The organism is Alcanivorax sp. NBRC 101098 (assembly GCF_001010505.1).
GTDB lineage: Bacteria > Pseudomonadota > Gammaproteobacteria > Pseudomonadales > Alcanivoracaceae > Alcanivorax > Alcanivorax borkumensis.
Genome location: NZ_AP014613.1, coordinates 733165 through 758781, shown reverse-complemented (window position 1 = coordinate 758781; position 25617 = coordinate 733165). Strand labels below are relative to the sequence as shown.

Genomic DNA, 25617 nt, shown 5'->3' with positions numbered 1-25617 from the left:
TTGCTTTTCAACTTTTAACGTTTAACTTTCAACTGCCCCTCAAGCCGATCGTACGCCAGGGAACACAATACCTTACGGTTCATGCCTTCCCCATCAAGAGGCTCACAAAAATGCAGGCGAACACGAATTTTTCGGCGTAACAATATGCTCCACATGTGATGATGGAACTCATCGTCACCAATAAACGCCAAACTTTGGTCCGCCGCGCCCATGCTGTCCAAGTAGCGAATCGCCAGTGGCTGAACCGGCACCTGCGCTAACAAGGGCGCATCAAACAACTGCGGGAAAAAGCGACGCAGCCCGGTACCATCCGTCGTGGTGCCTTCCGGGAACACCAGCACCGTATGCCCGCGCTTTAGACGACCGGCAATTTCTTGAGCCACGCGAACGGACTCACCGCTACCCCGCTTGATAAACAGGGTGCCCATGGCACGAGCCAGCATGCCTATCAGCGGCCAGGCACCGACCTCAGCCTTGGAAAGAAAATACAGATGTCGCTGGCTGGCAATAACAGGAATATCCAACCACGAAACATGATTACTCACCAAAAATACGGGCGTCTCGACCCTGCTACCTGTAACGGTCAATTCCACACCCAAGATACGCAGAAATCGCCGGCACCATCGTTGCTTTGCCTTCAATATCACGGGCCGATAGGGTGACCAGAACGCGCCAAGAAAAAACGCCAGCACAAAGCCCCACAATAGATAGAGCACAACACCGGCAACTCGCCACACTCGACGCAGTTGCGGCCAGACCCCTCTCTCGGGATAGGTACCAACACTGACGCTATGATTCATATCGCTCCTGTATACAGCCTGCTAGCTGTCAATTATCCACTACCCATTGTTTACACTGCCTGGGCGGGCTGCATGAAGTGCTGCACATAGCGAGCGGGCAGGTTTTCCACCGCCATCAGCACAAAGAAGTCCAAGCAATTAAAATCCGGGTCCCAGCATGGCTCACCACATACCTGCGCGCCCATGCGCAAATAAGCCTTCAGCAACGGCGGCATCTTCACACCCTCCGCTTGTGCATCGCCGGGCAATGCCTGCAACCGTAAGTGAGGCTGCACTCGATGCTCGGCCCGGCTTAAATGGCGCCCCTGAATGCGCTCGTTGACCGCCGCCACGTTATAGCCTTCACTCAAGGCAATGCTGGCGCAGCCCAGCAGGTAGCGCACATCATTTTCCAGCATGTATTGCGCCAGCCGTGCCCACAGCACACTTATCACCGCCCCGTTACGGTGATCCGGATGAATGCAGGTGCGCCCGATCTCCGCCAGCTTGCCCTCCAGACGCCCAAGCATGGTGAGATCAAACTCACCACTGGAATAGAATCCACCAGTACGTTGCAGCCTGTCACCGGGCAATACCCGAGTGTAACCAACAATGTCGCCGCTGCGATTGTCGCGCACCACCAAGTGCAAGCAGTGGCGGTCAAAACGATCACGATCCAGCCCGAACGGCGCACTGAAACTCGCGCCGTATTCCTGGGAGAAAATGCGATAGCGTAAACGTTGAATTTTTAGAATTTCACGACGCGAACGGGTGAAGTAAGCACTGAAGCGACCCTGCGCCTGGGCTTCTCTATCCGTTGTCATTTCCCGAGGAAAGCGAAGAATCTCGGCAGTGGCAACGAACGGCTTAGCGAACGCTCCTTTCCATTGCGGGCTCAACGCTTTGATCTTTCCTGCGGCTTGCGCAAGCATAGTGTGCTCCACTGGCAGTTTCAGCCAGTGTCGTCAGCGGCCATGGCAAGGCAGTGACACTTGCGTGACATTTGCGCGACACACCCAGAGAGCCTAAAAAATAAAAAACGAGAAGGAGAGAGCCATGGACGCCCCGCACATTGCCGACACCGTCCCGTTTCCGTTGCCCGTCAAAAAAGGCGATACGGTGTACTGGTGTGCCTGTGGCCTGAGTCAGACGCAACCGTATTGTGATGGCAGCCACAAGGACACCCGCTTCTCACCGGTGCCCTACACGGCACACAAAGACCAAATTGTGTTTTTCTGTGGCTGTAAACACAGCAACACAGGGATGATCTGCGATGGCAGCCATGTGGCGCTCAAAGGAAAAAGCACCGGCCACCGATGAGAACCCGTGCTGACAACCTATCCTGTATTGCGTAAGCCCGCTGCAATACCCGCAATGGTTACCATCAGTGCACTCTCCAAGGTCTCATCGCCATCCTGTTGGCGCAGCCTTGCCATCAGCTCCGCCTGCAACAGGTGCAGCGGGTCGGTGTAAGGGTCGCGCACCCGGATCGACCAGCGCATCACCGGATTGTTATCCAGTAGATCTTCCCGGCCAGTGAGTGCCGACAAGGCACTTACCGTGGCGGTAAGGCGCTCGCGCAGTACTTCACCCAGACGCATTAGCCCAGGGTCGTCCCCCGCCAAACGCTCTTCATACCAAGCGGCCACACGCAAATCCGATTTCGCCAGTACCATCTCCAGCATATCCACCACGCCCTGGAAAAAAGGCCACTCGCTAGCCATTTCCCGCACCATAGCATGCTGCGCGGCATCGTTCTGAGCATCTTCCAGAGCGGCGCCGGTGCCTAACCAGGCAGGCAGCATTAACCGAATCTGGGTCCAAGCAAACACCCAAGGGATCGCCCGCAGAGAGCTGATACCTTGATCCGACTTGCGCCGCGCAGGGCGGCTGCCCAGCGCTAGCCGCGACAACTCCGTTTCTGGCGTAACGGTACGCAGGTAGCGCACCAGCTCAGGCTCATCGCGCACCACCCCGCGATAGCCCGCCACGGAGGTATCCGTCAGGGCCTGCATCTGTTGGCGCCACTCCGGCCGTGCCGCCTGGGGTGGCAACAAGGTTGCTTCTAAAGTGGCCGCCACATACTGCTCCAGGTTAAACACCGCCACCGACGGGCGACCGTATTTAAACCGAATCACCTCCCCCTGCTCCGTCACCCGTATACGCCCGGCCACCGAGCCCGGCGGCTGTGATAACAGCGCCATGCGGGTGGGCGATCCGCCTCGGGAAATGGAGCCACCTCGGCCATGAAACAGTGTGAGCGGAATGCCGTTATCGGCAAACAGGGCCGTGAGCTTTTCCTGTGCCCGATATTGGGCCCAGGCCGCGCCGAGAAAGCCCGCGTCCTTGGCGGAATCTGAATAGCCAATCATGATTTCCTGCCCGGCAGCCACTCGCTCTCGATAGAACGGCAGCGCTAACAACGCTGACATGGTTTGCTCGGCACCATCCAAATCGTCCAAGGTCTCGAACAGCGGCACCACGCGCATGGGTTCACGAACCCCGGCTATCTTCTGCAACAACATCACCGCCATCACATCAGACGGGGTAGTGGCCATGGAAATCACATAGGCACCTAGCCCTTCGCTGCCTTGCTCGGCAATCACCTCACACGTTGCCAATACCTCTGCGACTTCGGCAGTGCAGTGTTCGCTGTCGCGGAAAGCGGCATCAATCAGCGGTCGACGTGCCTGCAGCTCATCAACCAGAAACGCTTGGCGCGCCGCCTCATCCCAATCGTTGTAACGACCCAACTGCAGATAACGGGTGATGGCATCCAACACATCACTGTGACGGGTCGATTCCTGACGAATATCCAGCCGTAGCAGGGTGATACCGAAACAGTTCAGGCGGCGAAGAGTATTTTTTAAATCGCCATCGGCAATGTCACTTAGGCCCACGGCACGCAATGAACGGTCGAGCAACTGTAACGGCGCCATCAACTCTTCACGGCGTAAATAGGCTTGGCCCTCCGGCACCGGTAAGCCTTCTACTTGTGCTTCCATCTGGCGACGAGTCAGGCGTAAGCGGCTACGCACTTCGCGCAGCAGCACACGGTAAGGTTCATGGGTTGGGCCAGTGGCCGCCAGTAATTCCTCACTGGCCGACTTCATCGACAGGTCCGCCAGCAAGTTCTCCACATCGCGAAGATACAGGTCTGCCGCCATCCAGCGGGCCAGCAGCAACACTTCCCGAGTCACCGGGGCGGTCACATTGGGGTTACCATCCCGGTCACCGCCCATCCACGACGCCAACTTCACCGGCGTCCAGTCGGAGGGGGGCGCAGGCAGCCCCCGGTCGGCCAGCTGTGCTTCCAGTTGGCGCAGAACATCGGGCACCGCCTGCCACAGGGATTGTTCAATGGTGGCAAAGCCCCATTTGGCTTCGTCCACCGGGGTCGGCTTTTCACGACGAATTTCATCGGTGCACCAGGCCGCCAGAATCACCCGGCGCAGACGTTCGCGGCGCAACTCACGCTCGTCTTCATTGAAGTCTGGGCGATCCAGCTCACTGAGCAGATCGGCCATTTGGTCATACTTGCGAATCAACGTACGGCGGGTCACCTCGGTGGGGTGGGCCGTCAGCACCAGCTCGACAGAAAGCTGCTCAAGCGTTTCCGAAATTTGCTCTTTGGCAATGTCATTATCGGCCAGGCGCTGCAGCACCTCCTGCAACCCCTGATCAGTACCCGCATCCCCCGGATAGCGCTGGTGTTGACGATGCAACCGCTCCCGGTGATGTTGCTCGGCAATATTGCTCAAGTTAAGAAACTGACTGAACGCACGCGCGACCTCCAGCAGAGTCGCATCATCCAGCGGCGATAATAAATCGCGCAACGAGGCCAGTGACGCCCCCCCTTCGGTGCGGGTCGCCACCGAGGCTTGGCGGATTTTTTCCACCGTCTCGTAAATGGAATCGCCCGCCTGCTGGCGCAGGCACTCGCCCAACAAATCACCCAATAACCGGACATCATCACGCAATGGTGCATTTACATTGTGATCCACTGTGCCTCCTTACCGTTCAGGAATCGTTGCCGGCGCCTACCATACTCGCTCTTCAAGTCGGTGCCATAACCAACAAATGCTGTTCAAATTGCAGTTTTAACAAGATTACACTGCTGGACACCTTTATTCCGCTGCCGCCGTGCCGCAACATAGACCCCCTAACAAACTTGGGATCGACTCAATGATGAACACCTCACGCCGTATTACCTCGGATCAGGGTGTAGTGCTGATGCAATATCTGGCGCGGACCCTGTTTGCTGGGCTTGCGGTGATATATTTCCACTATGCAGACCACTTTTTCTTTAACTTGCCCCAAGCAACCCCGTGGCTGTTATTCAGTGCTTACGTGGGCATTCAACTTCTGCTATTGATCTGGCGCCCAGTCAATGCCGACGCCTTCGCCTCCGCGCTAGACCTGCTGACTCTGGGTATCGTGTTGTTATTGGATGCTGGTGACCCGCCTCCCACCATGGCGCTGCTGTTCATTGCTGTGCTCAGTAACGGCCTACTGCATGGCCTCAAACGTTTTCTCATCATGCTTGCCGGAGCTGAAATCGTATTGGCCTTCGTGCTCCCTATCCGCTTGAGTTACAGCGACGCGGCCAGCGCCTCTGCCAGCCTACTTCTGGTCGCGGCACTCAGCGCCTGCATGTTGTATTTCGGCTTGATGATCTGGCGTAACCAACACCTATCCCGAGCGGCGCTAGAAGCCACTTGGCGCGACCCAGATACTGATTTCATTAGCCGCGAAGCCTTGGTAAGCACCGCCGGCTGGCTGGTGCCTCTGCACGACCGCATTTCCTCGCCATTAACCTTAGTATTAGTGCGGCACCATGAATTACCGTTACTCGCCGACCGAGTAGCCCAGCGCATTCGCCGCAGCGATGTGGCCGCTCGCTACGATGAACAACACCTGGCTCTACTGCTGCCCTGCACCGCCACCGCGGCGGCGGAACAACTGCTCAATGATTTACGCACCCGGCACCAGGGGCTGCGTGCGGCCATGATGACCCTGGCCAATGGTGACGCCGCCCTTGAGCAAGCACTCTCTCACCTGCAGGCCTCCATGGCCCGCACCACAGAAGAAGACAATCACTGGCTGGCCCACGCACCGCCGATAAATTGAGCCTATTACACCACCAATTCATCAGGCGATCTTTGTCACACTGCCTTGTCGGCAAATGCGCTACACTGGACCAAACAACGACAAGGCAGCCCCTATGCCAATTCGCACCGTTTTTCTAACCCTGTTCGCCATCGCCAGCCCGCTGCTCGGTTTAAGCATGCTCACACAGGCGGCCGACGCCCCCAGCCCACGCATTGTTGGCGGCAGCCCGGCCGCCGACCGTTGGCCGTGGATGGCACAAATCATTATTAAAGAGCCTTCCGGCAGCCCCTCTTTCTGCGGCGCCAGCCATCTCAGCCCCCGCTGGGTTCTTACCGCCTACCACTGCACCCAGTACCTGAACGGTGACCCGGCCACCGCTGACCGGCTGTTCGTTTATATCGGTGAAACAGAGAACAAACTACTATTACCTCCAGAAGGTCGCATCACGGTGGAGGGAATTTATAAGAACCAACAGCGCTTCGACAATTTTTCCTTTGCCCACGACCTCGCCCTACTGCGCATTCCTGCCACCAGCAACAGGCTATGGCCCAGCTTGGCAGACGACGACGTTTTTAATGAGCTGAAAAACCGCCCGTTAAGCCAACGTGACGAAGCGGTAACCGCCCTGGGTTGGGGCCAGACGGGCAGCGGTGAGCGAAGCACTGTGCTGCGCGAGGTGCAACTGGACTTCATTCCCAGAGAGGAGTGCAAGCAACTATCCACTTTGAGCATTCCCGATTCCACCATCTGCGCGGCAGAGCTCAATCCGGTCAATGGCATTAATCAGGACACCTGCTTCGGTGACAGCGGTGGCCCTCTGTTCATCGGCGAAGAGGGCAACCCCTGGCTAATCGGGCTCACCAGCTTCGGGCTGCAAGACTGTGCCACCGGCGCTCCTGCCGGCTATACCCATGTCACCGCTGAAATTGCAGAAGTGGAGCGCCTGACCACGCAGGGCAATGCTCCCTTGGTGGACATGACCATCAACGGCGAGACGAAACGATACTATCAGCGCATTAACGGCACCCAGGCCATCCCGATCACCCTACGCAATAATAGTATCAACAACACCGCTACCAACCCGGCTATAAGTCGCTCTTTCAGCGGCAGCATAGCCACCAGCGCCCGCTTTAACTGGACCGGCTGCAGCACCTTGCCCTCCGTGACACGCTGCACCGTGGCCAGCAGCTTGGCCGCTAGTGCGTCCCGCACGGGCAACCTTGACGTCACTGACAGCAGCGGAACCGATCAGCTGGTGACGCTAACACTCAGCGCCAGTGCAGACGAAAACGACTACCGCCGCCGTAACAATAGCCTGATTCATGAAATCGCCTTCTCCGACAATCCTGATTTGGCCCTATCCGCCGTCCAACAGACCAGCAGCCGCTCCCAGGCCAGCGTCGCGGTGACATTGAGCAACCACTCGCCCTTGTTCGCCGCCACCAACACCGGCATCAGCTTCTCGCTCCCGACCAACACCCAACTGCTCAACGGCCCCGAGCTCGGCTGCCAGCAAGGCAACCCGATATATTGCCCCATTGGTGGCTTGGGCACCGAGCAAAGCCACACCTTGACACTGAAATTCGCCACCGACACCGGCATCAGCCAACTTTTTACCTTTAAAGGGCTCCCCACCGAAGACAACAACATCCCTGGCGACACTGACATGCAAGTGGATGTCACCGTGCAGTACAAGTACAACGCCACCGTTAGTTCAGCGGCTGGCGGTGGCAGCGGAGGAGGGGCCTCACTGTGGCTGGGGCTAATCGCACTGGTGCTGGGAGTGCGCCGACAACGCAACTAACTTGTCTGCCTGTCATTGCGCCTTTATTCTTGCCGGTTTACCAATATGCTCACCGGGGGAATCCACGTGAAGGCCAAGCCGAGTTACCGCGCCGACATCGAAGGCCTGCGCGCCCTGGCCGTGATCCTGGTGATTCTGTATCACTATCAGGTACCGGGCATCAGTGGCGGCTGGCTTTATCGGTGTCGATGTGTTCTTTGTGATCTCCGGTTTCGTGATCACACAGCTGCTGGAACGGGCTTTCCAGAAAGACACATTCCGCTTTCGCGATTTCTATGCCCGCCGAATTCGTCGCCTGGTGCCGGTATTTTTACTGGTATCCACCGCCACATTCTTGATGATCTCGCCATTCTATATCGGTGACGCCTACTATATTTTTGCCAAAAGCTGGCTGGCCTCGCTGATCGGGCTGAGTAACCTCTATTATTTCAACGAGCTGAGCCAATATTTCGCCCCGGAAACCCTGTCGCTTTCCCTGCTCCATACCTGGTCGCTGGCCGTGGAAGAACAGTTCTACCTGCTCTGGCCTGCTTCGCTGTACCTGGCCTATCGCTTCGGTAAAGGACGCACGGCCCACTGGCCGTTTCGCATTACCTTGGTCGCCACCTTTGTATTATCCGTGTATATGGCCAGCGCCCACCCGGCCGCCGCGTATTATCTGCTGCCCGCCCGGCTGTTTGAATTTATGCTCGGCACCGGTGTCGCCCTGTTCAGCCAACAGCTGCCCCGCCTAAACCGCAGCAGCGCAGAAACGCTGGCACTGGTAGGATTGACCATGATCGTGGCCACCGCCCTGCTGATCACCAAACACGATCACTTCCCCGGCTATAACGCCCTGTGGCCCACCCTCGGCACCGCCATGGTCATCTACGCCGGCCTGCATCAGCCGGCCACCTTCACCGCACGCCTACTGAGCCTACCGGTGATGGTTTTTCTGGGAGGCATTTCCTATTCCCTGTACCTGTGGCATTGGCCACCAGTAGCTTTGATGCATTACCAGCTGATCGAGCTGACCTGGCTGAACCGATTATTGCTCATAGCGGGTGTCGTGGCCCTCTCTTGGTTCAGCTTTCGTTTTGTGGAAAACCGCTACCGCCACCGGGACTGGAGCTTCACGAAATCGTTCCTGATCTTTATTCTGGCCCCGCTGATCGTCATCTGGGCGATCCAGTCCACCATCCGCATCGCCGACGACACCAGCTTCCGCATCCCCGAAGAGCGCCGCGAACTGTACAAAATCATCGCCAACAACAACCCGGCGGATCTCTACAAACGTTGCTTCAAAGGCAAACCGGTTGAATTTAACCAGAGCGACGCTTGCCTGTTCGGAGCAAAACCCGCCGACGGACAGCCCAACAGCATGTTGATTGGCGACTCCCACGCCATCGCCCAGATCGGGTTTATTGAACAACCACTCAAAGGCACAGACTATTCCGTGCTGATGGTCACCCGAGCCTCAACCCCGTTCCTGCCCCCCGCCATTGCGGAAAAAGCCCAGGCCTCTGATCCGACCAAAGTGGCCCGTAACCAAGCCCTCAGCGACTACCTGAGCCAACGCCCATGACGGTTTTCATCGGTGCCTGGTGGAGCGCTTACCTCAAATCTGAACACTACCAACGCTACTTTGTGGGCACCATCGGCTGGCTGAAAGCGCACGGCCACACCGTCATCGTGATGGAAGACGTGCCAGAACTGCCCTCTTCTTCTTACGCGGAATGTCTACTGAAAAACATGGACGATTGCTCCATCAGCGCTGAGGATGTGAAGAAATCACTGGCCAATTTCTATCGTTTCAAGCAGAACGCACAGCAGCGTTACCCGGACGTGCAGTGGATCAATCCACGCAAAGTTCTCTGTGATGCCACCCGCTGCCAAACCGTCCTGAACGGCATCCCACTCTACCGCGATGAAAGTCACTTAAATAACGTGGGCGGGATTGAAATCGGGCAGGAATACCTGAAGCGCTTCGGCAACCCGTTAACTTCATCGGAGAAATAACCCACTTTTGCACGAACACCTCTCGATGCGCGAACCGGGCTCGATCAGCAGCCGCAGACCGTAGGCCAGATTGACCCAAGGGCACCGAGAGCGCGAAAGGGGTAATACGACCTCACAAGCGCCCTTAGTGAAAACTAAAACGCATCACACCGCCTGAAACTGCGCCAACGACGCCAGAATATCCAACGCATGACGACGCTTCACCGGATCATAAAGATCCACCGTCACCATCAACTCATCCACCTCCACGGAGTCCAGCAGCTGATCCAGCTGCCCCTGCATGGAGGCTGCCGTTCCCAGCAACTGTAAGCCCAGGAAATCTTTTACCCCTGCTTCCTCTTGTGGATTCCACAAGCCGTCCATGCTTTGCACCGGCGGTTTCATCCATAACGGCTGGCCACGAAACAAAGCAAGAATACGTTGGTAACTGGTGGTGGTCAGGTAATGAGCCTCTTCGTCGGAGTCCGCCGGCACCGCAGGCAACGCCAACATGGCGTAGGGTTTGCTCAGCTGGGCAGAGGGCTGAAATTGATCCCGATAGATACGCAGCGCCTCACGGTACAGTCGCGGCGCAAAATGCCCGGCAAAGGCATAGGGCAACCCCCGCTGCGCTGCCAGCTTGGCGCTGTACAAACTGGAGCCCAGTAGCCAGATCGGTACCTGAGTGCCAGCGCCGGGAATCGCATTAACCCCCTGTGACGTATCCAGTGGCCCCAGCAAGCGCTGTAGCTCGGCCACATCATCGGGGAACTGCTCAGCCCCAAGACCTTCACGGCGCAGGGCGCGGCTGGTCATCGGGTCGGTTCCCGGTGCGCGGCCCAACCCCAAATCAATCCGACCGGGGTACAAAATCTCCAGCGTTCCAAATTGCTCCGCAATCACTAACGGCGGGTGATTCGGCAACATCACCCCGCCAGACCCGACCCGAATGGACTCGGTGGCGCCGGCAATATGCCCAACCAGCACCGAGGTAGCTGCACTGCTGATCCCCAGCATATTATGGTGCTCCGCCAGCCAAAACCGCTGAAACCCCAACGACTCTGCATGGCGTGCATAAGCCACACTGTTAGCCAACGTCTGCCCAACGGAGTCTCCCTCACGGATCGACGCTAGCTCCAGCAATGAAAACGGTACGCTTACAGACAAAATGCATACTCCCATAACGCCGGCACTATGAATGGTGTTAAACCCGAAGATTCACGTCAACAAAGTAACCTACACGATTCAGGCCGTATAGCCGCACCACGGGCTCATGCTAATGCGACCCGCGGTTTGATTTCCAGCGACAGGATGTACCGCTAGCACCAAGGAAAGATTGAAGTAGCCGCCCAAGAAATCCGCGCTCAACCAGCCCCATCGCGCGAATGCTCGCCGTCAGCGGATAGGAGACTCTGCTCCGAACGATAAGGCACCTCTTGGGCCGCTCCCGCCCCCTGAATACCAAAAAAGAACAACCGACAGCAATGGTCAGCAACGACCTCGGGGTCATCTTGTGAAGGCATATATTCAACAAAAAACTGGCGCATGTGGCGAGTTTCGTAGTGGTGCAACACCAAGCCCAGAAGCGACGTCACTAGCATGTGGGTATCGAAAGCCTGGGTTACTCGGCCAACGCTTCGCACCATCGCCTCGTACTGTTTACCAAACAATAGATCCACCAGCATCTTCAGACGTTCGCTGTTACCTTCCAGCTGCTCTCGCTTCACCAGCCGAAAAAAATGCTGATCCTTAGCTATGTAAAACGCGAACTCTCGAATGAACTCACCGAGCTGGCTCTGGGGTGTTCCTTCAATGGATACCAATGCTGAAAAATGCGCAGCCTGCTCTGCGTAGGCGAAACGCAGTACCTGCTCATACAAATCTTCTTTGTGGACAAAATGGTGGTAAAGCGTCGCTGGATTGATGCCAACCTCTTGCGCAATGCGTCGCATTGATACGCCGTTGAAGCCGGTCTCTGCGAACAACTCTAACGCTTTTTCAAGAATTACGGTGCGTGTACTTCCAGCCGGGCTATCAACCGGCACTGCGGATCGATCTGTCATCAGGCAAAACTCCCTGTAGCTGCAAAAGTGCAGGCCTCACCCAGATGCTGCACCACTCCAGTGCCCCCGTCAAACGTTTGTTTGATTTTGGTGCACCAATGACGTTCCCACGATTTCTCGGCAAACGCTAACTGTGTTGCTACCCGATTGTTTTATAAGTCTATTTTTTAGAAACAACAACAATTGGCACGCCTATCGCATTCCCAAACAAACGTTTGGTTGATCCTTATAATGCCCGCGGTGGCCTAGTTCATAGTATGGAGTTCACAAAATGCAAAAAACGCCCATAGTCGCTACAGGTCACCCTCTAAGGTTCGCAATGGTGCCCCTCCTTTGTGCCGTGACCACTAGCGCCCTCATTGCCCCCTCGATTGTCCACGCCGCAGACATTCGTACCTCCGGTTATCTGCGACAGCACCTCGCCACTAATCTCAACGACGTGCCGGAAACTCAAGAAGACGATAAGTACGACCTGGCTATGGCTAGAACCACCTTACTGCTGCAAGTCGATGCCGATTTGGGCTGGGCCTATGGGGTCGCAATAGGCCGCTTGACCCGCGAATACATGACCAACTACCTCGATCGCTTGGAAGACCTCACTGCAGTAACTGGATCAATGAATACCCCCCCTCTACCTCGCTCAGACTTTGAAAACGACTACAGCGACGAAGAACTGCGCGAGGCCTACTTGGACATCCCAATGGGCTCGCAGTTTTCAGCCCGCATCGGCAAACAGCAGGTGGTGTGGGGGGAAACCGATTTCTTCCAGGCAATGGATGTAATTCACGGCTACGACCAGACCTGGCGCGCTTTTCTGGAACCGGAGAACGAGGAGTGGCGCAAGCCACTATGGTTGGCCAACCTGCAATACTTTTCGGTCAATTCGGACAATTCTTTACAACTTGTGCTGCGGCCTGGGATCGATGATGACGACGCCATGGGCAACAGCCTGGATACCTTCGGTGGGCGTTGGAGCCTCAATGGCAGCCGCGGATTCAATACCGCGGGGCTGATTCCGGTGAACTACGATCACTCCAAGGCGGATGCAGATGATCCCTCGTACGGCATTCGCTGGTCGGGCACAGCCTTAGGTGTCAGCTATACCCTCAACTATTACCACACCTTGAGCCAGGACCCTGTGGTGAACTTCGCGGACCTCAGTGGTGGCTTCAACCCGGCGTTTCAGGCTTATGGCGACGCCCCGGAGAATGGATTTGCCGAGTTTATCTACCCAGAGATAGACATCTTCGGTGCCACCCTCAATGGCTACCTGGAAAACATCAATGCCACGTTCCGTGCGGAACTGGCCTATACACCAGACAAACCTTACAACTTTGGTTTCGCCAACACCCCGTCTGCCGGAGGCAATGGCATCATTGAAAAAGACACTCTGCGCTCAATGATCGGCCTGGACAAACCCCTACGCACCCAGAGTTGGCTCGGCACCAGCGCGCCCACGTCGATCAGCCTGCAGCTGTTCGACACCTGGATTATCGATCACAAAGACAGCGAACAAGTGGTGGATTTCGGCTCTCCCAAAAAGGAGCACTCCAGCATCCTGACCGCTCTGATAATGATGCCATTTCGGCATGATTCGGTGAACCTCTCCTTCGCAGCGATCTACGACCTAGCATACGACGGCACCATCCTCGTACCCGGTGTAAGCCTGTCGTTCGGAGATCACTGGCGGCTGATGTTCGAAGCCGATTTCTTCAACGGTGGGCGCTACAAAAGCGACCCCACGGATCCACAGGGTCAAAGCTTGATCGGCGCGTTTCACAACAGCGACCAAGCCATGGCACGTATCACCTACCAGTTCTGAATCTAAACCCAACCCCCGCTGCCCAGCGGTATGACAACGGTAGACAGGAGCACACAATGATTTATCAATTTCTTCGCGCACTGCGCAATGCTCAGGCCGCTCTGATCCTCTCACTGGGGATAACCGCTCTGCCAGCACTGGCAGAGGAGGTTCCAACCGGGTTTGTGCTGTCGGCGCAGAACCTTGACGAGCACCTGGACGATCATTATCAGGGCACCCCACTCAAGGAGCTGCTAACCGAACACCTCATTATGCGTATTCGCGAACACGGATTGCGCATAAAGCTCGCGCCGGCAAGGCCGATGCAGCCCGACTCCCGCTATATTGCTGCCACAAAAACCTACGCGCCAAAAGTGGGCTTCGATACCCAAACCAAGACCCCAACAGGTTACGTTGCGGGCATTCCGTTTCCAAAACTGGATCTGGCAGACCCACACGCTGGCTGGAAGCTCGCATGGAATTTGTTTTATGCGATTCCCACCAATGCCGACAACAGTGCAGTGGGCGGCCCCATCACCATCGCTGGCTTCGATAAAGGGATAGTTCGCCAGTTTGTGGGTGACAACTACAAGTTCCGCATGGTTGGGCGCTACACCGATGAGCAGCCCGGACACCGTGGCGATGGCACCATCAAGCAAAAGTCCGTGGTGGCACTGAGCGCACCCTATGATCTGGCTGGTCTCGGTGTGTACACCGTGCAGTCTGCGCAGGGGAAGGCAGACGAAGCCTACGTTTACGTCAAGTCCATCCGACGCATCAAACGCACCGCAGGCGCCGCCGTCTGGATGGATAACCAACCGCAGATGGACATGCTCAATGACGACAACAATGGGATAGACAGTTACCCCTTGTGGTATTCCGATTTCCGCATACTGGGCAAACGCACCATCCTCGCGGTTTCCTACCTCGAGCCCATGATGACCAAGCACTACGAAGACTTGATCGAGCAGTCTGCGCCCTGGATCAACCCAAACCCCGAACATGTGGTCTGGCGTCCCACCGAAGTCTTCGTACTGGAAGGCACCCCGCCTTCAGAGCACCCCTACGGCCGAAAAATTCTCTATGTCGGCACTGACTACCCGCAGCCCTACGCCGGTGAGTTCTACGACAAGAACGACGAACTGTGGCGCATGTGGCGGCTGTGGATCACCCAGTCGACAACACCGGATGGCTACACCATTCCCTCCGCCAACTACGTACAAGCCATCGACCTGAAAGCCCAACGCGCCACGTTCATCGACGGCACCGGCATCATGGTGCAGAACGACCCTCAGTTCAAAGAGGAAATGCTCTCTCCACGGATCATGCAACGACTGGCCACCGGCAAGCAGGGCCTTTACTGAGCAAGCCACCGCACTGGGTCAATCGGTCACACACCCAAGGGAGTCATGACATGAACGCATCCATATCCAACAACAGGCCGGCCGCAACAGGCCATAGCAGTTACGCGCCCTATATCAAGGCCCGCTGGGGGCTCAAAAACCATTGGTTTCCGGCGCTATTCAGCGAAGAGCTTAAAGAGGGTGAGTTCGATGCAACCACTCTCTGTGGTGAACCCATTTTGCTGCGCCGCGAGGCGGGCCAGGTACACGCGCTGGAGGACCGCTGTTGCCACCGCGGCGTGCCGCTGTCAAAAAAACCTTACTGCTTCAAGGAAGGCACGGTCACCTGCTGGTACCACGGCTACACCTACGGGCTCGGTGACGGCGAGCTGAAAACCATCATCGGCAGCCCTGATGACCCGTTGATTGGCAATGCCAGCATCAAAACTTATCCGGTCACTGAGGCGGCAGGCATGATCTTCGTGTTCGTCGGAGACGCCGACTTTGGCGAGCCCCCACCACTTTCCCACGACTTGCCCCCGCAGCTACGCGCAGCCGGAGAAGATCACTACTGCGCCCACCTGCTTAACCCCAATACCACCGTACGTGGCATCCGTCGCCAAGGTGCCGCTAACTGGCGCCTGGCCTCCGAGAATGGTTTTGATCCGGGGCATGTCCTGGTACATCAGGATTCTCCCTGGGTGTACGCCCAGGACTGGGCTCTGCCACTTGGTTTTCGACCAGTAACCGAACACGCGACCACCACCTTTGTTGAGAACAACGCACCGCGCGGCATCCTTAATGAGTATGTGCCTGGCGCCGATGGCGTCGCCCACTACGAGCCGGTGATGCACAACGAAATGCTCGACGTCTCAGCATTTGGGGGGCAAAACGTTCCCGCAGGGCTGCGTACCTCCATGTGGCTTCCCGGCGTCTTGCTGGTAGAGAACGCGCCCTACCCAGGCATGTCCATGTACGAGATGTATGTGCCCATTGATGACCAGACCTACCAGTACTGGGAGCTCATCGCCTGCGAAACGCCAACCCCCGAAGACGAGACAGCCTTCGTCGACCAGTACGAAAACTACCTCAAAAAAGCCATGTTTAATGATTTTAACGACCAGGACCTGGTTGCCCGTGACGCCATGCAACCGTTCTACGCGCAGGATGCCGGCTGGTCCGCTGAGCAATTGTGCTCACTCGACGCCGTCATCATTGGCTGGAGAAAGCTGGTGGCAGGCTACGCGCGTGGCATCCAAAGCCCGCCCAAGGAGCTCTCTCGACCACGTAAATCACGCACCCTATAACACAACATCACAGTGACAACCATCACGTTCATACCCCAGGAGTACATGCTATGAGCACACCCGACCCAACCCAATCCCAAGTCACCCCTCCAGCCCAAGGCGCAACCGCTGCCAAGAGCTACCAGCCCTATGTCGATGCCAAGTGGGGATTGAAGAACCACTGGTATCCGGCACTGTTTAGCCACGAGCTGGAAGAAGGCGCTTTCGGTTCCACCAAAATCTGCGGCGAACCCATTCTGCTACGACGAGAGAATAACCAGCTCTACGCACTCGAAGACCGCTGCTGCCACCGTGGTGTGCCGCTGTCGAAAAAACCCTACTGCTTTAAAGAAGGGATGGTTACCTGCTGGTACCACGGCTACACCTACGGCTTGAACGATGGCGAGCTCAAGACCATTCTCGCCGCACCCGATGACCCTCTGATCGGCAACGCATCGATCAAAACCTACCCGATCGTAGAGAAATACTCGATCATCTGGGTGTTTGTCGGCGATGCAGACTATGCGCCCATTCCACCGCTGGAATCCGACCTGCCACCACAAGAGTCCAAGGACTACGCCCACTACAGCCCTAACCTCACCGATGATGACGCCATCGTTCTCGGTATTCGCCGCAAAGGCGAATCCAACTGGCGCCTAGCGGTCGAGAACGGTTTCGATCCCGGGCATGTACTCATCCACTGGAAATCACCGCTCGTCTATGCCCACGACATGGCGATACCGCTGGGATTCAAACCCACCTCAGACGGTGCCGTCAAAGCATTCGAAGACCCCGATGGCCCCAAGGGCATGATGAACATGTACCCGCCCGATGCCGACGGCCACTCCCACTACGAACCCATTTTCGAGAACACCATGCTCAACGTGCGGGCTTCCGGCGGGACCCCAGCACTCGGACTACGCACCTCCATGTGGCTGCCCGGCGTGCTCAAAGTGGAAAACTTTCCATTTCCGGGGATCACCGCCCACGAAATGTACGTTCCCATTGATGACAAAAGTTACGAGTACTGGGAGCTATTGGTCAAAACCGCACCGACCAAAACCGAGCGCGATGAATTTACCGACCAATACGAAAACTACCTGCGTGACGCCGTCTTTCACGATTTCAACGACGACGATCTGTGGGCGCGGGATTCAATGCAGCCGTTTTATGAAAACGATGTCGGCTTCGCTGAAGAAAAGCTCTGCGCGATGGATGCCGTAATTGTGGCCTGGAGAAAGCTAGTGGCCCGTCATGCACGAGGTATTCAAACACCCCCCATGGAGCTTGGGACCAAGCGACGGAGATAAAAGATGACGAACCCCCAAGTGCTGATCCAGTTCGCCGACGACACCACCCGGCGCATCGAAGTAGCGCCAGACCAGACGGTGCTGCAGGCTGCGCTTGACGCCGGACTGCAACTGTTTCACCAGTGCAAAACCGGCAGTTGTGGTTCCTGCGTCGGCACCGTAGAGAACGGTGTGGTGCGCATGCGCAGCGACACCAGCATTGCACTGCTTCCCCGCGAGATCGAGCAGCGCAAGGTACTCACCTGCCTGGCGCAGCCAGAAAATGATGCGCATATCCGCATGGACTACGGGTTCAATGAGCTACAGCGGTATCGACCCCAGCGCTTCCGCGCTTGGGTCGAAGACATTCATCGGCTCAATGACTCGGTGGTTGAGCTGACCCTGGAGGTCGACGAAGCCGAACGCGATGCTCAGTTTCTTCCGGGGATGTACTACCTGTTGCGGGTGCCCAACACCGACATTTGGCGGCCCTATTCCATGAGCTCGACCGTGGAGCAGCTGCCATCCATGCGCTTTCTGATTCGGCTGCTCGACGACGGCGCGATGTCGACCTACCTGGAGAAAGAATGCGCCATTGATGCGGAGTTGGAGATCGACGGCCCCCATGGTGCATTCAAAATGCAGCAGCCGCCGCAAGGCCCCGTGGTGCTGATCGCCGGAGGCACTGGCCTCGCGCCGGTGCTGTCGATCCTCGACACTCTTGCGGAAATGCGCTGGCGGGCGCACCCCATCCACTTGCATTTCGGGGTGAACCGGCTAAGCGAGCTGTTTTATCTCGACGAACTAGCCGCGCGACTTGAATGGCTACCCAATCTGAATCTGCGGGTCACGCTAGTAGAGCCCCACACCGATTGGCAAGGCGCGCTGGGGTACGCCACCGAGGGGGTGCCCGATGCGGCATTGGGACCCGACACCGAGGTCTTTCTATGTGGCCCGCCGCCGATGGTAGACGCCGCCGTCAGCTCGCTCGAAGCACGCGGCATTCCCCCTGCCCACATTCATTTCGAATCCTTCATTCCAGCCCAGGAGGGCATATAACCCATGAGCCAACAACAGCCACCAGCCCCCGTCGAGGGGTATCAAGACATGGTGCACGCCGCCGAATCCCAATTCGATCGCGAGCAATTCAAACAGCTCCTCATGGACATGGTTAACATCCCAAGCCCCACCGGGGAAGAAGCCGAGCTGGCCCGCTACATGGCCGACCATATGACGGCCAACGGCCTCCAGGGGCAAACCCAATACTTGGACGACCAACAGGCGAATGCCATTGGGAAACTGCCCTCTCGCAGCAAACAAGGGCCGGAACTTCTACTGTATGCCTCCTTTGATACCCACCTCGGTGGCTCCGACGAAGAGGAGCGCTGGGCAGGACAGCCCTTGCCCAGCATGCTGCGCCCACAAGCCCGCCTTGAAGGCGATGAGATCAGCGGGCTCGGTGCAGAAAACCCCAAAGCCTACGCCGCCTGTGTGACCACCGCCGCCACCTGCATCGCCAAGGCGGGCTTGGAATTACCCGGCGAACTCACCGTCGGGTTGGGCGCGGGCGGCATGACCGCGCTGTCCAGACCGGGATTCAGTCGCCGCAATATCGGCCACGGCGCCGGGGTTATGTTTATGTTGCAGCGTGGCTATCGGCCTGACTACTGCGTCATGTGCAAACCGGTGTACGCGGTCGCCTGGGAAGAGGTCGGTATTTGCAACTTCACCATCCGTGTCAAAGGCGCCATGGGCTACGTTGGCGTGCGCCATATGATGCCGCAGGATCAAAACCCCTTCCCACAGGTGGCCAAGGTCATCGAAGCCCTTGAAGCCTGGTTTCCCACCTACACTGCCCGGCACACGTCAGGGCTGGTCGCCCCCCAGGGAGGCATTTCCGCCATTGAGGGTGGATGGCCACACAAGCCCATCATCACCACCGCCGATGTGGTATTGCACGTGGATATCAGACCCAGCCCCCGCACCGATCCGGTACAAGTAAAACGCGAATTACAAGCCATGTTGACCGAGCTATCTCAGCAACACCCCGACGTGGTCACAGAGCTTGAGGCAACCCTTGCGATTCCCGGGGCCACCACTTCGCCGGATAACTGGATCATTCAATCGATGATCCGAGCCTGGGAAGACGTGGAGCAAACCCCGCACGAACCCTTCCTGAATATGAGTGGTTACACCGATCTGTCGGTCATCCGCCAATGGGGCGTTCCGGCAGCTCGCCTGGGCGTGCCCTTCCGCCATCAGGAGCCGGACCCGGAAGATAGCTTGCCGATGAATCGGGTACACCTGGACGATTGCTACCGCTTGATTCAGGTGCTGATCCGTAGCGCCATCGACACCTGTAGCCGCCCCATCGAAATCACCCAGCAGTACCAATAGTTACTCGTATCCACACTCCAACTCTTCAGCAGGAGTCACGCATGGAACCACTTGAACTTGAGGACCAATTTGTTACTACCGAAGCCGGCTACCAGCTGCACTACCAAAGCGCGGGTACTGGCGAGCCGCTGATTTTCCTCCACGGTGGTGGCCCCGGAGCCACCAGCTTCGGCAACTTCTACTACAACGCACCGGCGTTCCTGGAACAGTACCAGTGTTTCTTCTACAACATGCCCGGCTACGGCCAATCCAGCAAGTTAGTGGTTGAGGCGCCGATGTACAGCTTCCACGCCAGCATGCTCGCTGAATTCATGGACCTGGTCGGCATCCCGCGAGCGCACCTGGTCTGTCAGTCCTTCGGCGGCTGTGCGGCCATCAAACTGGCGATCGACCACCCTGAGCGCGTCAATAAACTGGTATTGATGGGCGCCCAGCCGATGTTTGGCGGGGTTATTGATCCATTGAAACTGATGAGCAAACACGCCGCCAACATTATCCTGGACTACTACGGGGGCGAAGGCCCGACCCCGGAAAAAATGCGACGCTTACTGGCCGATTACGAAATGCACGATGACAGCAAGCTCACTGACTGGACGGTGAACGATCGCTTTGCCAACAGCACAGACCCGGAACTGCTTGAAGTCGCACGTACTCCAGGTTTCATGGGACAGCCCGAATCGCTGCTCGGTGACTTGCACCGCAATGTTGTACCCACCCTTTGCTTGTGGGGTCTGCACGACTGGTTTGGCGGCCCGGACGTGCCCCTGATGTTTCTCAACCAGTTTGCAAACGCTCAGTTGTTTATCGAAGGACAGGGCGCCCACCACTGGCAAACCGAACTACCCGAGCGCTTCAATCGCGTTGTGCTCAGCTACCTGAGTGAATAGACCATGACCTCCCGAACCCAACGCCTAATCGAGTTATGCGTGTCCTTGGGGCTGACTGGCGGGTTACTCGCCGTTGCTGCCTTTTATCAACCCAAAGTGGCTCCTCCGCCCATCAGCCAGCCCGCGCAAGTGCCAACCGATCGCTACTACGGCATCACCGCTGTCCAGGGCAACACCTGGGTGGTGGGCGACGGCGGCAAGGTGCTGCACTCCATCGACGGAGGTGACAACTGGACAGTGCAACGCGGCTATGGGCACCCCGACTTGCAGGCGGTGGCGGCATGGGATGCCAAGCAAATCATTGCCGTTGGCAATGACAACCACATCATCCGCAGCGAGGATGGCGGCCTAAACTGGTCATCCGTAAGGGAGGTTCCAAAGTCTCAGTGGAACAACAAGCTACTGCAAGTCCACCTGGATGCTAGCGGCACGGCCTGGGCCGTGGGCGCCGGTGGTGCCATTTTGCGTAGTGCTGACGTTGGCAAGCACTGGGAAGCCATGGTGGAGATGGAAGATATCACCTGGCATGGGGTAAGCAGCTGTGATCACGGCAGGCAGCTCATGGTCGTCGGTGAGTTCGGTCAGATTCTCTCCTCCATCGACGCTGGAACCACCTGGGTGACGATGCCGAGCGCCACAGATATCACCCTTACCTCGATTGGCTTGGACAACGCATGCCAAGGCCTGGCGGTTGGTTTACAGGGAACGGTGCTACGTCTATTCAACGGTCGCTGGCAACCTTTTGAACTGCCTGGGATGCAGGATGCGACGGCTTCTCTCCACTGGTTCGCCGTTGCCACAGCGGACAACCGCTGGTGGATCACCGGCGAGCACGGCGCGCTCATACAAATTGACTTACCCGAGCCCACCACAGGCCTAGCGCAAACCCAACGGCTTGAAACCGGATCGAGCGCAGCCTGGTTCACTGACATACAAGCGGCGGGCGACAAGCTACTGGTGGTTGGAGACGCCATCGTTAGCGCGATCCCAGACACCTCCTCTCTGATATCACGGCGATAGCCAAACTACTTGGGAAAACCGACTATGATAAACGCATTCGCGCAATGGAGCATTCGTCACCGCCGCATCCTAATGGCATTGACCGTGTTGATGACCATCGGTTTCCTGTGGAGCGCTACACGCCTGGAAATTGGCACCGAGTTCTCGGACCTGCAGCCAAGCGGTCACTCTTACATCGACACCAACAATCGATTCAAAGCAGGCTTCGGCAGTGAAAACCTGGTCAGCATTATGCTCGAGGTCAACGAAGGAGACCTGTTCGAACCCGATGTGCTCGCGGCCATAAAAGGGATTACCGACGGGCTGCGCAAGATACCAGGGGTGAACCCCCTGCAAATCACCTCCCTGGCCTCAAAGAAGCTGAAATCCATTCGCGCCTCCACCTATGGCATCGAGTCACAGCCCCTGATGTGGCCTGACCTGCCCTCCACGCCGCGGGAGATCGCCGAGTTACGTAGCCAGGTTATTGGCAACCCACTGGTGCATGGACGTTATGTCTCGCGGGATTTAACGGCGGCGCTGATCACCGTCGACTTCTTCGATCACTTAATCGATACCGAATCGCTGGCCAACGACGTGCAGCAACTCACCGAGCCCTACCGCTCCCCAACGCTGCAGGTGCGCGTGGTGGGAGAGCCCGTGATCAATAGCCTGGTGCTGCAGAAACTGCCCGAAACCATGCGTATTTCGTTGGCGATTGTAGGCGCGGTGGCGGTGCTGCTGTTGCTGGCAATGCGCACCTACCGGGGCATGTTATTGCCCCTTACCGCAGCCCTCGTGTCCGGCATTTGGGCGCTTGGCATTGTGTCGCTCCTGGGTTTCAGTTTGAACCCATTAGCCATCGTGATCAGCTTTGTAGTCTCTGCCCGAGCACTCTCTCACGCGGTGCAATTCACCTCTGCCTTCGAACAGGAACGACTGGCAGGCAATCTGGAACCAGAGTCCGCTGCAGTCGCCGTACTTTCCAAACTGTTTCGCCCCGGTATGCTGGGTCTTGCTACCGATGCGGGGGCAATTCTGGTGGTTGCCGCCACCCCCATCCCCTTCTTGCAGAAGGTGGCGCTCATCGGCACCATCTGGATCGGCGTCATGTTGTTTTGTGTTCTAACGCTGGTTCCCTTACTGCTGTCCTGGGTCAACGCTCCGGTGGAGCGGGCACGAGTACGCGTCTATAACCGGGATACCAACGCGCTCATGGAGCGTGGCTTGAGCCGAATCGCCGATATGGTCAACCACCGCCGTGGCCCCGCAGTCGTGTTAGGTGCTTGCGTGTTACTAATGCTGGCCACCGCTTACTATGCTCAGGGCATTCAAATCGGGGATGCAAGCCCAGGCTCGACAGTATTTTGGCAGGACTCGGAATACAACCAGGATGCAGCAGCGATTACCCAGCGCTTCCTCGGCGCAGACCACCTGTTCGTCGCGGTGGCAGGCGATGAGCCCGACACGCTCAAGCAACCGGCAGTGTTGCAACACATGTCGGATTTTCAGCGGGAGATAGGCCTCTTTCCGGAAGTCGCCGCAAATGTCTCAATCGCTGATATCGTGCGCCAGGTGAACGTCAGCCTGCATGAAGGCAATCCAAGGTTCGCAGACATTGGCAAAGTGCCAGAGATCAACAGTGAGTTGATCTACACCTATCTCGCCAGCTCCGACCCCGGTGACATCGAGCGCTACGCCGACACCGATTACAGTAACGGTGCCATCCATCTTCTGCTGACAGACAAACGCGGCGACACCATTCGCAACACTATCGCTAGGCTGGAAGACTACATCACCGATCACCCTCTGGAGGGCGCGCAATATCAGCTTGCCGGAGGCGTGGTGGGGGTCATTGCTGCGGTGAATCAGGTCATCCTGTCGACTCAAGTACAAAGCATCGCCCTCGCCCTGTTGGTGCTCTTCCTATTCTGTGCCCTCGCCTACCGCTCACCTCAAGCGGGCTTGTTTTTTCTACCCCTTGTGTTGATATCCAACCTCAGCACCTTCGCATTCATGGCTCATTACGGCATTGGCCTCAATATCAACACGCTGCCAGTGGCAGCACTCGGCATCGGGCTCGGCGTAGACTACGGATTTTACATCGTCGACCGTGTGCGCGAACGGTATCTGGTGTCTGGTGATCTGCGCGACAGTGTCCGATTCGCCCTCGCTACCGCGGGCCGCGGAGTGCTGATTACCGCGGCGACCATGATCACCAGCATGCTGTTCTGGTTTGCTTTTTCTTCCTTGCGATTCCAAGCGGAAATGGGGTTGTTAATCGCGCTGTGGATGGCCGTGTCTGCGCTCACCGCCTTGGTGTTAATCCCGGCGTTGATCCTGATGTTCAAACCGAGATTTATCGTCATGCAGCCCCCCATCGAGGCCAAGAGCACGTCCCCCACAGACACAGCGGGAAGCGCCACGTTTGGGAGCAATAAAACGGTGATGTGTAACCCAAAGACGAGTTAGAGCCGGTGTCTTTATTCATCAGAGCCACTCGGTTTCAACTAAGCAGTAGCGGTCTAATGAATCAGGACACCAACGACACTATAAAAAGGGCAAACAAAGGAGGGCACTTTACTGTCGGTGAGCATTCAGATATTCAGAGGGGGCAAGCATTTCCCAGCGTTTGAATGCTTTACGGAAATTGGCGATGTCGGAGTAACCCAGGGCAAACGAAATCTCCTGAATGGACATCTGGCCACTTTCCAGATACTGAATGGCAAGTTGATGACGAACCCCCTCTAGCACTGCCCGATAAGAGGTTCCTTCATCAACCAGCCGACGGTGTAGGGTTCTTGGGGTGATATGAAAACGCCGAGCAGTCATCTCGAGGGAAGGGAAACCATGACGGCTCTGCAACATTAGCCGACGCACCCGGGCCGACCAAGTCTGCTCGGTAGATAGCTGATCAAGCTCCTGTTGGCACACTTTCAGGGCTTCCTGAAAACTGATCTTATTGGCCATTTTAAGAGGAGTGTCGATGGCCGCTAACGGAAGGGTAAAACCAGCCAGATCCCGGTTATAAGCAACGGGGCAGCGAAACACACTTTCGGCCAGCCTTTCATCACCGTCAAAAGGAAAGGTAACTTCGCGGATTTCACTCGTGCCCATGGTGGTGAAATCCAGAACGTTGCGAATCGCCAAAACAGTGGCCTCTATTATCGAGCGCCGAACATCTTCCAGGGGGCGGTTCTCAAAAAAATCAAGCCTAAACTCCCCGTCTCGTTCAGAAGTTCCCACGGTGAGCAGGTCGGTTCGAAGAACCAGATAGTGCTGCAATAAATCAACAAGTTGCCGCACAGATCCGCTACTCAGTGCAGCATAGCCAACAATACCGTGAGTATTGATGAGCAACCGCTCTCCAACCATCAGCCCTAAGGTCTTGTCATTGCTAAAACGGCCTGCATCCAACACCAATTGCCGGAAAGTAAGCCAAGGCATCGTAATCTGGGGTTTTACGAATTTGTCGGGATTGATCCCAAGATGCTCCAACCAAGCGGCGGTAGGCACGCCCAAGTCTTCAGCGATTGAATCGTTCAATGTAAGCGTTGTGTTGGCTTCCCAGGCTGGACTAAATCAGCGTTATCCGCTTTTCCGTTGCCCACTCTACCAAGGCCCGTGGTATGTACTCCGGGCCGTTATCACAGCAAAGGGCAGCGGGCTTACCGCGCCATTCAATGGCCGGGGCAAGGGGCCATATTAACCAAACCGACGGTAGCGACAAGTCGGCCTCAATACCCAATCCCTCGAGGTTGTAGTCGTCGATCACATTGACGGTTCAGGGCCATGGTCACATTGAGCTCACCGGGGTAACCTCACTTGATGCGATAGACCTCGCAGGCCAGCCTAATACTAATGCCGTGCTTGGCAACGC

Annotated in this window: 20 protein-coding genes and 1 pseudogene; 14 read left to right on the top strand and 7 right to left on the bottom strand. The window is 56.9% G+C overall.

Annotated elements, in window-relative coordinates; all coding sequences use genetic code 11:
• Positions 1-14: 14 nt before the first annotated feature.
• The gene (locus AS19_RS03525) at positions 15-800 is read right to left on the bottom strand and encodes a 1-acyl-sn-glycerol-3-phosphate acyltransferase (protein ID WP_052753735.1); all 786 of its coding nucleotides are present in this window, start codon (positions 798-800) and stop codon (positions 15-17) included.
• A gap of 50 nt (positions 801-850) precedes the next feature.
• Positions 851-1711, bottom strand: coding sequence for a GNAT family N-acetyltransferase (locus tag AS19_RS03520; protein WP_050731497.1), 861 nt, complete (start codon positions 1709-1711; stop codon positions 851-853).
• 124 nt (positions 1712-1835) lie between these two features.
• Between AS19_RS03520 and AS19_RS03515 the strand changes: the two genes are divergently transcribed.
• Positions 1836-2099 carry a CDGSH iron-sulfur domain-containing protein gene (locus AS19_RS03515; RefSeq protein ID WP_011587966.1) on the top strand — a complete coding sequence of 88 codons (264 nt, stop codon included), beginning with the start codon at positions 1836-1838 and terminating at the stop codon, positions 2097-2099.
• A 17-nt stretch (positions 2100-2116) separates the two neighbouring features.
• Here the strand turns inward: AS19_RS03515 and ppc are convergent, their stop codons facing one another.
• Positions 2117-4783, bottom strand: coding sequence for a phosphoenolpyruvate carboxylase (ppc, locus tag AS19_RS03510; protein ID WP_046961701.1), 2667 nt, complete (start codon positions 4781-4783; stop codon positions 2117-2119).
• A 181-nt stretch (positions 4784-4964) separates the two neighbouring features.
• On the opposite strand from ppc, the gene AS19_RS03505 reads away from it, so the two are divergent.
• The 4 genes from AS19_RS03505 to AS19_RS14275 all read left to right on the top strand — a co-directional run bounded on the left by AS19_RS03505 (position 4965) and on the right by AS19_RS14275 (position 9693).
• Positions 4965-5909, top strand: coding sequence for a hypothetical protein (locus tag AS19_RS03505; RefSeq protein ID WP_011587964.1), 945 nt, complete (start codon positions 4965-4967; stop codon positions 5907-5909).
• 94 nt (positions 5910-6003) lie between these two features.
• Positions 6004-7695 carry a trypsin-like serine protease gene (locus AS19_RS03500; RefSeq protein ID WP_035460922.1) on the top strand — a complete coding sequence of 564 codons (1692 nt, stop codon included), beginning with the start codon at positions 6004-6006 and terminating at the stop codon, positions 7693-7695.
• Positions 7696-7858: 163 nt separating this feature from the next.
• The gene (locus AS19_RS03495; RefSeq protein ID WP_231868076.1) at positions 7859-9259 is read left to right on the top strand and encodes an acyltransferase family protein; all 1401 of its coding nucleotides are present in this window, start codon (positions 7859-7861) and stop codon (positions 9257-9259) included.
• Complete coding sequence (locus AS19_RS14275; RefSeq protein WP_255352982.1) at positions 9256-9693, top strand: SGNH hydrolase domain-containing protein; 438 nt, start codon at positions 9256-9258, stop codon at positions 9691-9693. Before AS19_RS03495 ends, AS19_RS14275 begins: the two co-directional genes overlap by 4 nt.
• 144 nt (positions 9694-9837) lie before the next feature.
• Here AS19_RS14275 and AS19_RS03490 read toward each other — a convergent pair whose 3' ends face one another.
• Together AS19_RS03490 and AS19_RS03485 are read right to left on the bottom strand one after the other, a co-directional pair.
• On the bottom strand, positions 9838-10854 hold the full coding sequence (locus AS19_RS03490; protein WP_046961700.1) for an LLM class flavin-dependent oxidoreductase: 1017 nt from the start codon (positions 10852-10854) through the stop codon (positions 9838-9840).
• Positions 10855-11036: 182 nt separating this feature from the next.
• Complete coding sequence (locus tag AS19_RS03485) at positions 11037-11735, bottom strand: TetR/AcrR family transcriptional regulator (protein ID WP_011786650.1); 699 nt, start codon at positions 11733-11735, stop codon at positions 11037-11039.
• Positions 11736-12054: 319 nt separating this feature from the next.
• On the opposite strand from AS19_RS03485, the gene AS19_RS03480 reads away from it, so the two are divergent.
• Genes AS19_RS03480 through AS19_RS03440 form a run of 9 tightly spaced genes read left to right on the top strand, consistent with a single transcriptional unit; the run spans position 12055 to position 24209 of the window.
• Positions 12055-13557 (top strand): DUF1302 family protein, encoded by a 1503-nt coding sequence (locus AS19_RS03480; protein ID WP_231483489.1) that lies wholly within the window; start codon positions 12055-12057, stop codon positions 13555-13557.
• Positions 13558-13613: 56 nt separating this feature from the next.
• On the top strand, positions 13614-14900 hold the full coding sequence (locus AS19_RS03475; RefSeq protein WP_011587958.1) for a DUF1329 domain-containing protein: 1287 nt from the start codon (positions 13614-13616) through the stop codon (positions 14898-14900).
• A gap of 50 nt (positions 14901-14950) precedes the next feature.
• Positions 14951-16186, top strand: a complete 1236-nt coding sequence (locus AS19_RS03470; RefSeq protein ID WP_011587957.1) for a Rieske 2Fe-2S domain-containing protein — start codon at positions 14951-14953, stop codon at positions 16184-16186.
• A gap of 50 nt (positions 16187-16236) precedes the next feature.
• Entirely contained in the window at positions 16237-17475 is a 1239-nt protein-coding gene (locus tag AS19_RS03465) for a Rieske 2Fe-2S domain-containing protein (RefSeq protein WP_011587956.1), read from the top strand.
• A gap of 3 nt (positions 17476-17478) precedes the next feature.
• Positions 17479-18513: a ring-hydroxylating dioxygenase ferredoxin reductase family protein gene (locus tag AS19_RS03460; RefSeq protein WP_011587955.1), complete on the top strand. Its 1035-nt coding sequence runs from the start codon at positions 17479-17481 to the stop codon at positions 18511-18513.
• Between the two features lie 3 nt (positions 18514-18516).
• Positions 18517-19851: a M20 family metallopeptidase gene (locus tag AS19_RS03455; protein WP_011587954.1), complete on the top strand. Its 1335-nt coding sequence runs from the start codon at positions 18517-18519 to the stop codon at positions 19849-19851.
• Positions 19852-19892: 41 nt separating this feature from the next.
• Positions 19893-20738, top strand: coding sequence for an alpha/beta fold hydrolase (locus AS19_RS03450; protein ID WP_046961699.1), 846 nt, complete (start codon positions 19893-19895; stop codon positions 20736-20738).
• A gap of 3 nt (positions 20739-20741) precedes the next feature.
• Positions 20742-21758, top strand: a complete 1017-nt coding sequence (locus AS19_RS03445) for a hypothetical protein (RefSeq protein ID WP_046961698.1) — start codon at positions 20742-20744, stop codon at positions 21756-21758.
• Between the two features lie 24 nt (positions 21759-21782).
• On the top strand, positions 21783-24209 hold the full coding sequence (locus AS19_RS03440) for an RND family transporter (RefSeq protein WP_035460932.1): 2427 nt from the start codon (positions 21783-21785) through the stop codon (positions 24207-24209).
• Between the two features lie 108 nt (positions 24210-24317).
• On the opposite strand, the gene AS19_RS03435 is transcribed toward AS19_RS03440, so the two are convergent.
• Complete coding sequence (locus AS19_RS03435; protein WP_046961697.1) at positions 24318-25283, bottom strand: AraC family transcriptional regulator; 966 nt, start codon at positions 25281-25283, stop codon at positions 24318-24320.
• Positions 25267-25515, bottom strand: a pseudogene (locus tag AS19_RS14205) (IS3 family transposase); the annotation flags it as partial. The gene AS19_RS03435 and the pseudogene AS19_RS14205, both read right to left, overlap by 17 nt.
• Positions 25516-25617 lie beyond the last annotated feature (102 nt).

What these genes read in the sequence shown, in the direction of transcription:
- AS19_RS03525 (WP_052753735.1), bottom strand. Translation starts at nt 800, where the DNA reads ATGAATCATAGCGTCAGTGTTGGTACCTATCCCGAGAGAGGGGTCTGG.
- AS19_RS03520 (WP_050731497.1), bottom strand. Translation starts at nt 1,711, where the DNA reads ATGCTTGCGCAAGCCGCAGGAAAGATCAAAGCGTTGAGCCCGCAATGG.
- AS19_RS03515 (WP_011587966.1), top strand. Translation starts at nt 1,836, where the DNA reads ATGGACGCCCCGCACATTGCCGACACCGTCCCGTTTCCGTTGCCCGTC.
- AS19_RS03505 (WP_011587964.1), top strand. Translation starts at nt 4,965, where the DNA reads ATGATGAACACCTCACGCCGTATTACCTCGGATCAGGGTGTAGTGCTG.
- AS19_RS03500 (WP_035460922.1), top strand. Translation starts at nt 6,004, where the DNA reads ATGCCAATTCGCACCGTTTTTCTAACCCTGTTCGCCATCGCCAGCCCG.
- AS19_RS14275 (WP_255352982.1), top strand. Translation starts at nt 9,256, where the DNA reads ATGACGGTTTTCATCGGTGCCTGGTGGAGCGCTTACCTCAAATCTGAA.
- AS19_RS03490 (WP_046961700.1), bottom strand. Translation starts at nt 10,854, where the DNA reads ATGGGAGTATGCATTTTGTCTGTAAGCGTACCGTTTTCATTGCTGGAG.
- AS19_RS03485 (WP_011786650.1), bottom strand. Translation starts at nt 11,735, where the DNA reads ATGACAGATCGATCCGCAGTGCCGGTTGATAGCCCGGCTGGAAGTACA.
- AS19_RS03480 (WP_231483489.1), top strand. Translation starts at nt 12,055, where the DNA reads ATGGTGCCCCTCCTTTGTGCCGTGACCACTAGCGCCCTCATTGCCCCC.
- AS19_RS03475 (WP_011587958.1), top strand. Translation starts at nt 13,614, where the DNA reads ATGATTTATCAATTTCTTCGCGCACTGCGCAATGCTCAGGCCGCTCTG.
- AS19_RS03470 (WP_011587957.1), top strand. Translation starts at nt 14,951, where the DNA reads ATGAACGCATCCATATCCAACAACAGGCCGGCCGCAACAGGCCATAGC.
- AS19_RS03465 (WP_011587956.1), top strand. Translation starts at nt 16,237, where the DNA reads ATGAGCACACCCGACCCAACCCAATCCCAAGTCACCCCTCCAGCCCAA.
- AS19_RS03460 (WP_011587955.1), top strand. Translation starts at nt 17,479, where the DNA reads ATGACGAACCCCCAAGTGCTGATCCAGTTCGCCGACGACACCACCCGG.
- AS19_RS03455 (WP_011587954.1), top strand. Translation starts at nt 18,517, where the DNA reads ATGAGCCAACAACAGCCACCAGCCCCCGTCGAGGGGTATCAAGACATG.
- AS19_RS03450 (WP_046961699.1), top strand. Translation starts at nt 19,893, where the DNA reads ATGGAACCACTTGAACTTGAGGACCAATTTGTTACTACCGAAGCCGGC.
- AS19_RS03445 (WP_046961698.1), top strand. Translation starts at nt 20,742, where the DNA reads ATGACCTCCCGAACCCAACGCCTAATCGAGTTATGCGTGTCCTTGGGG.
- AS19_RS03440 (WP_035460932.1), top strand. Translation starts at nt 21,783, where the DNA reads ATGATAAACGCATTCGCGCAATGGAGCATTCGTCACCGCCGCATCCTA.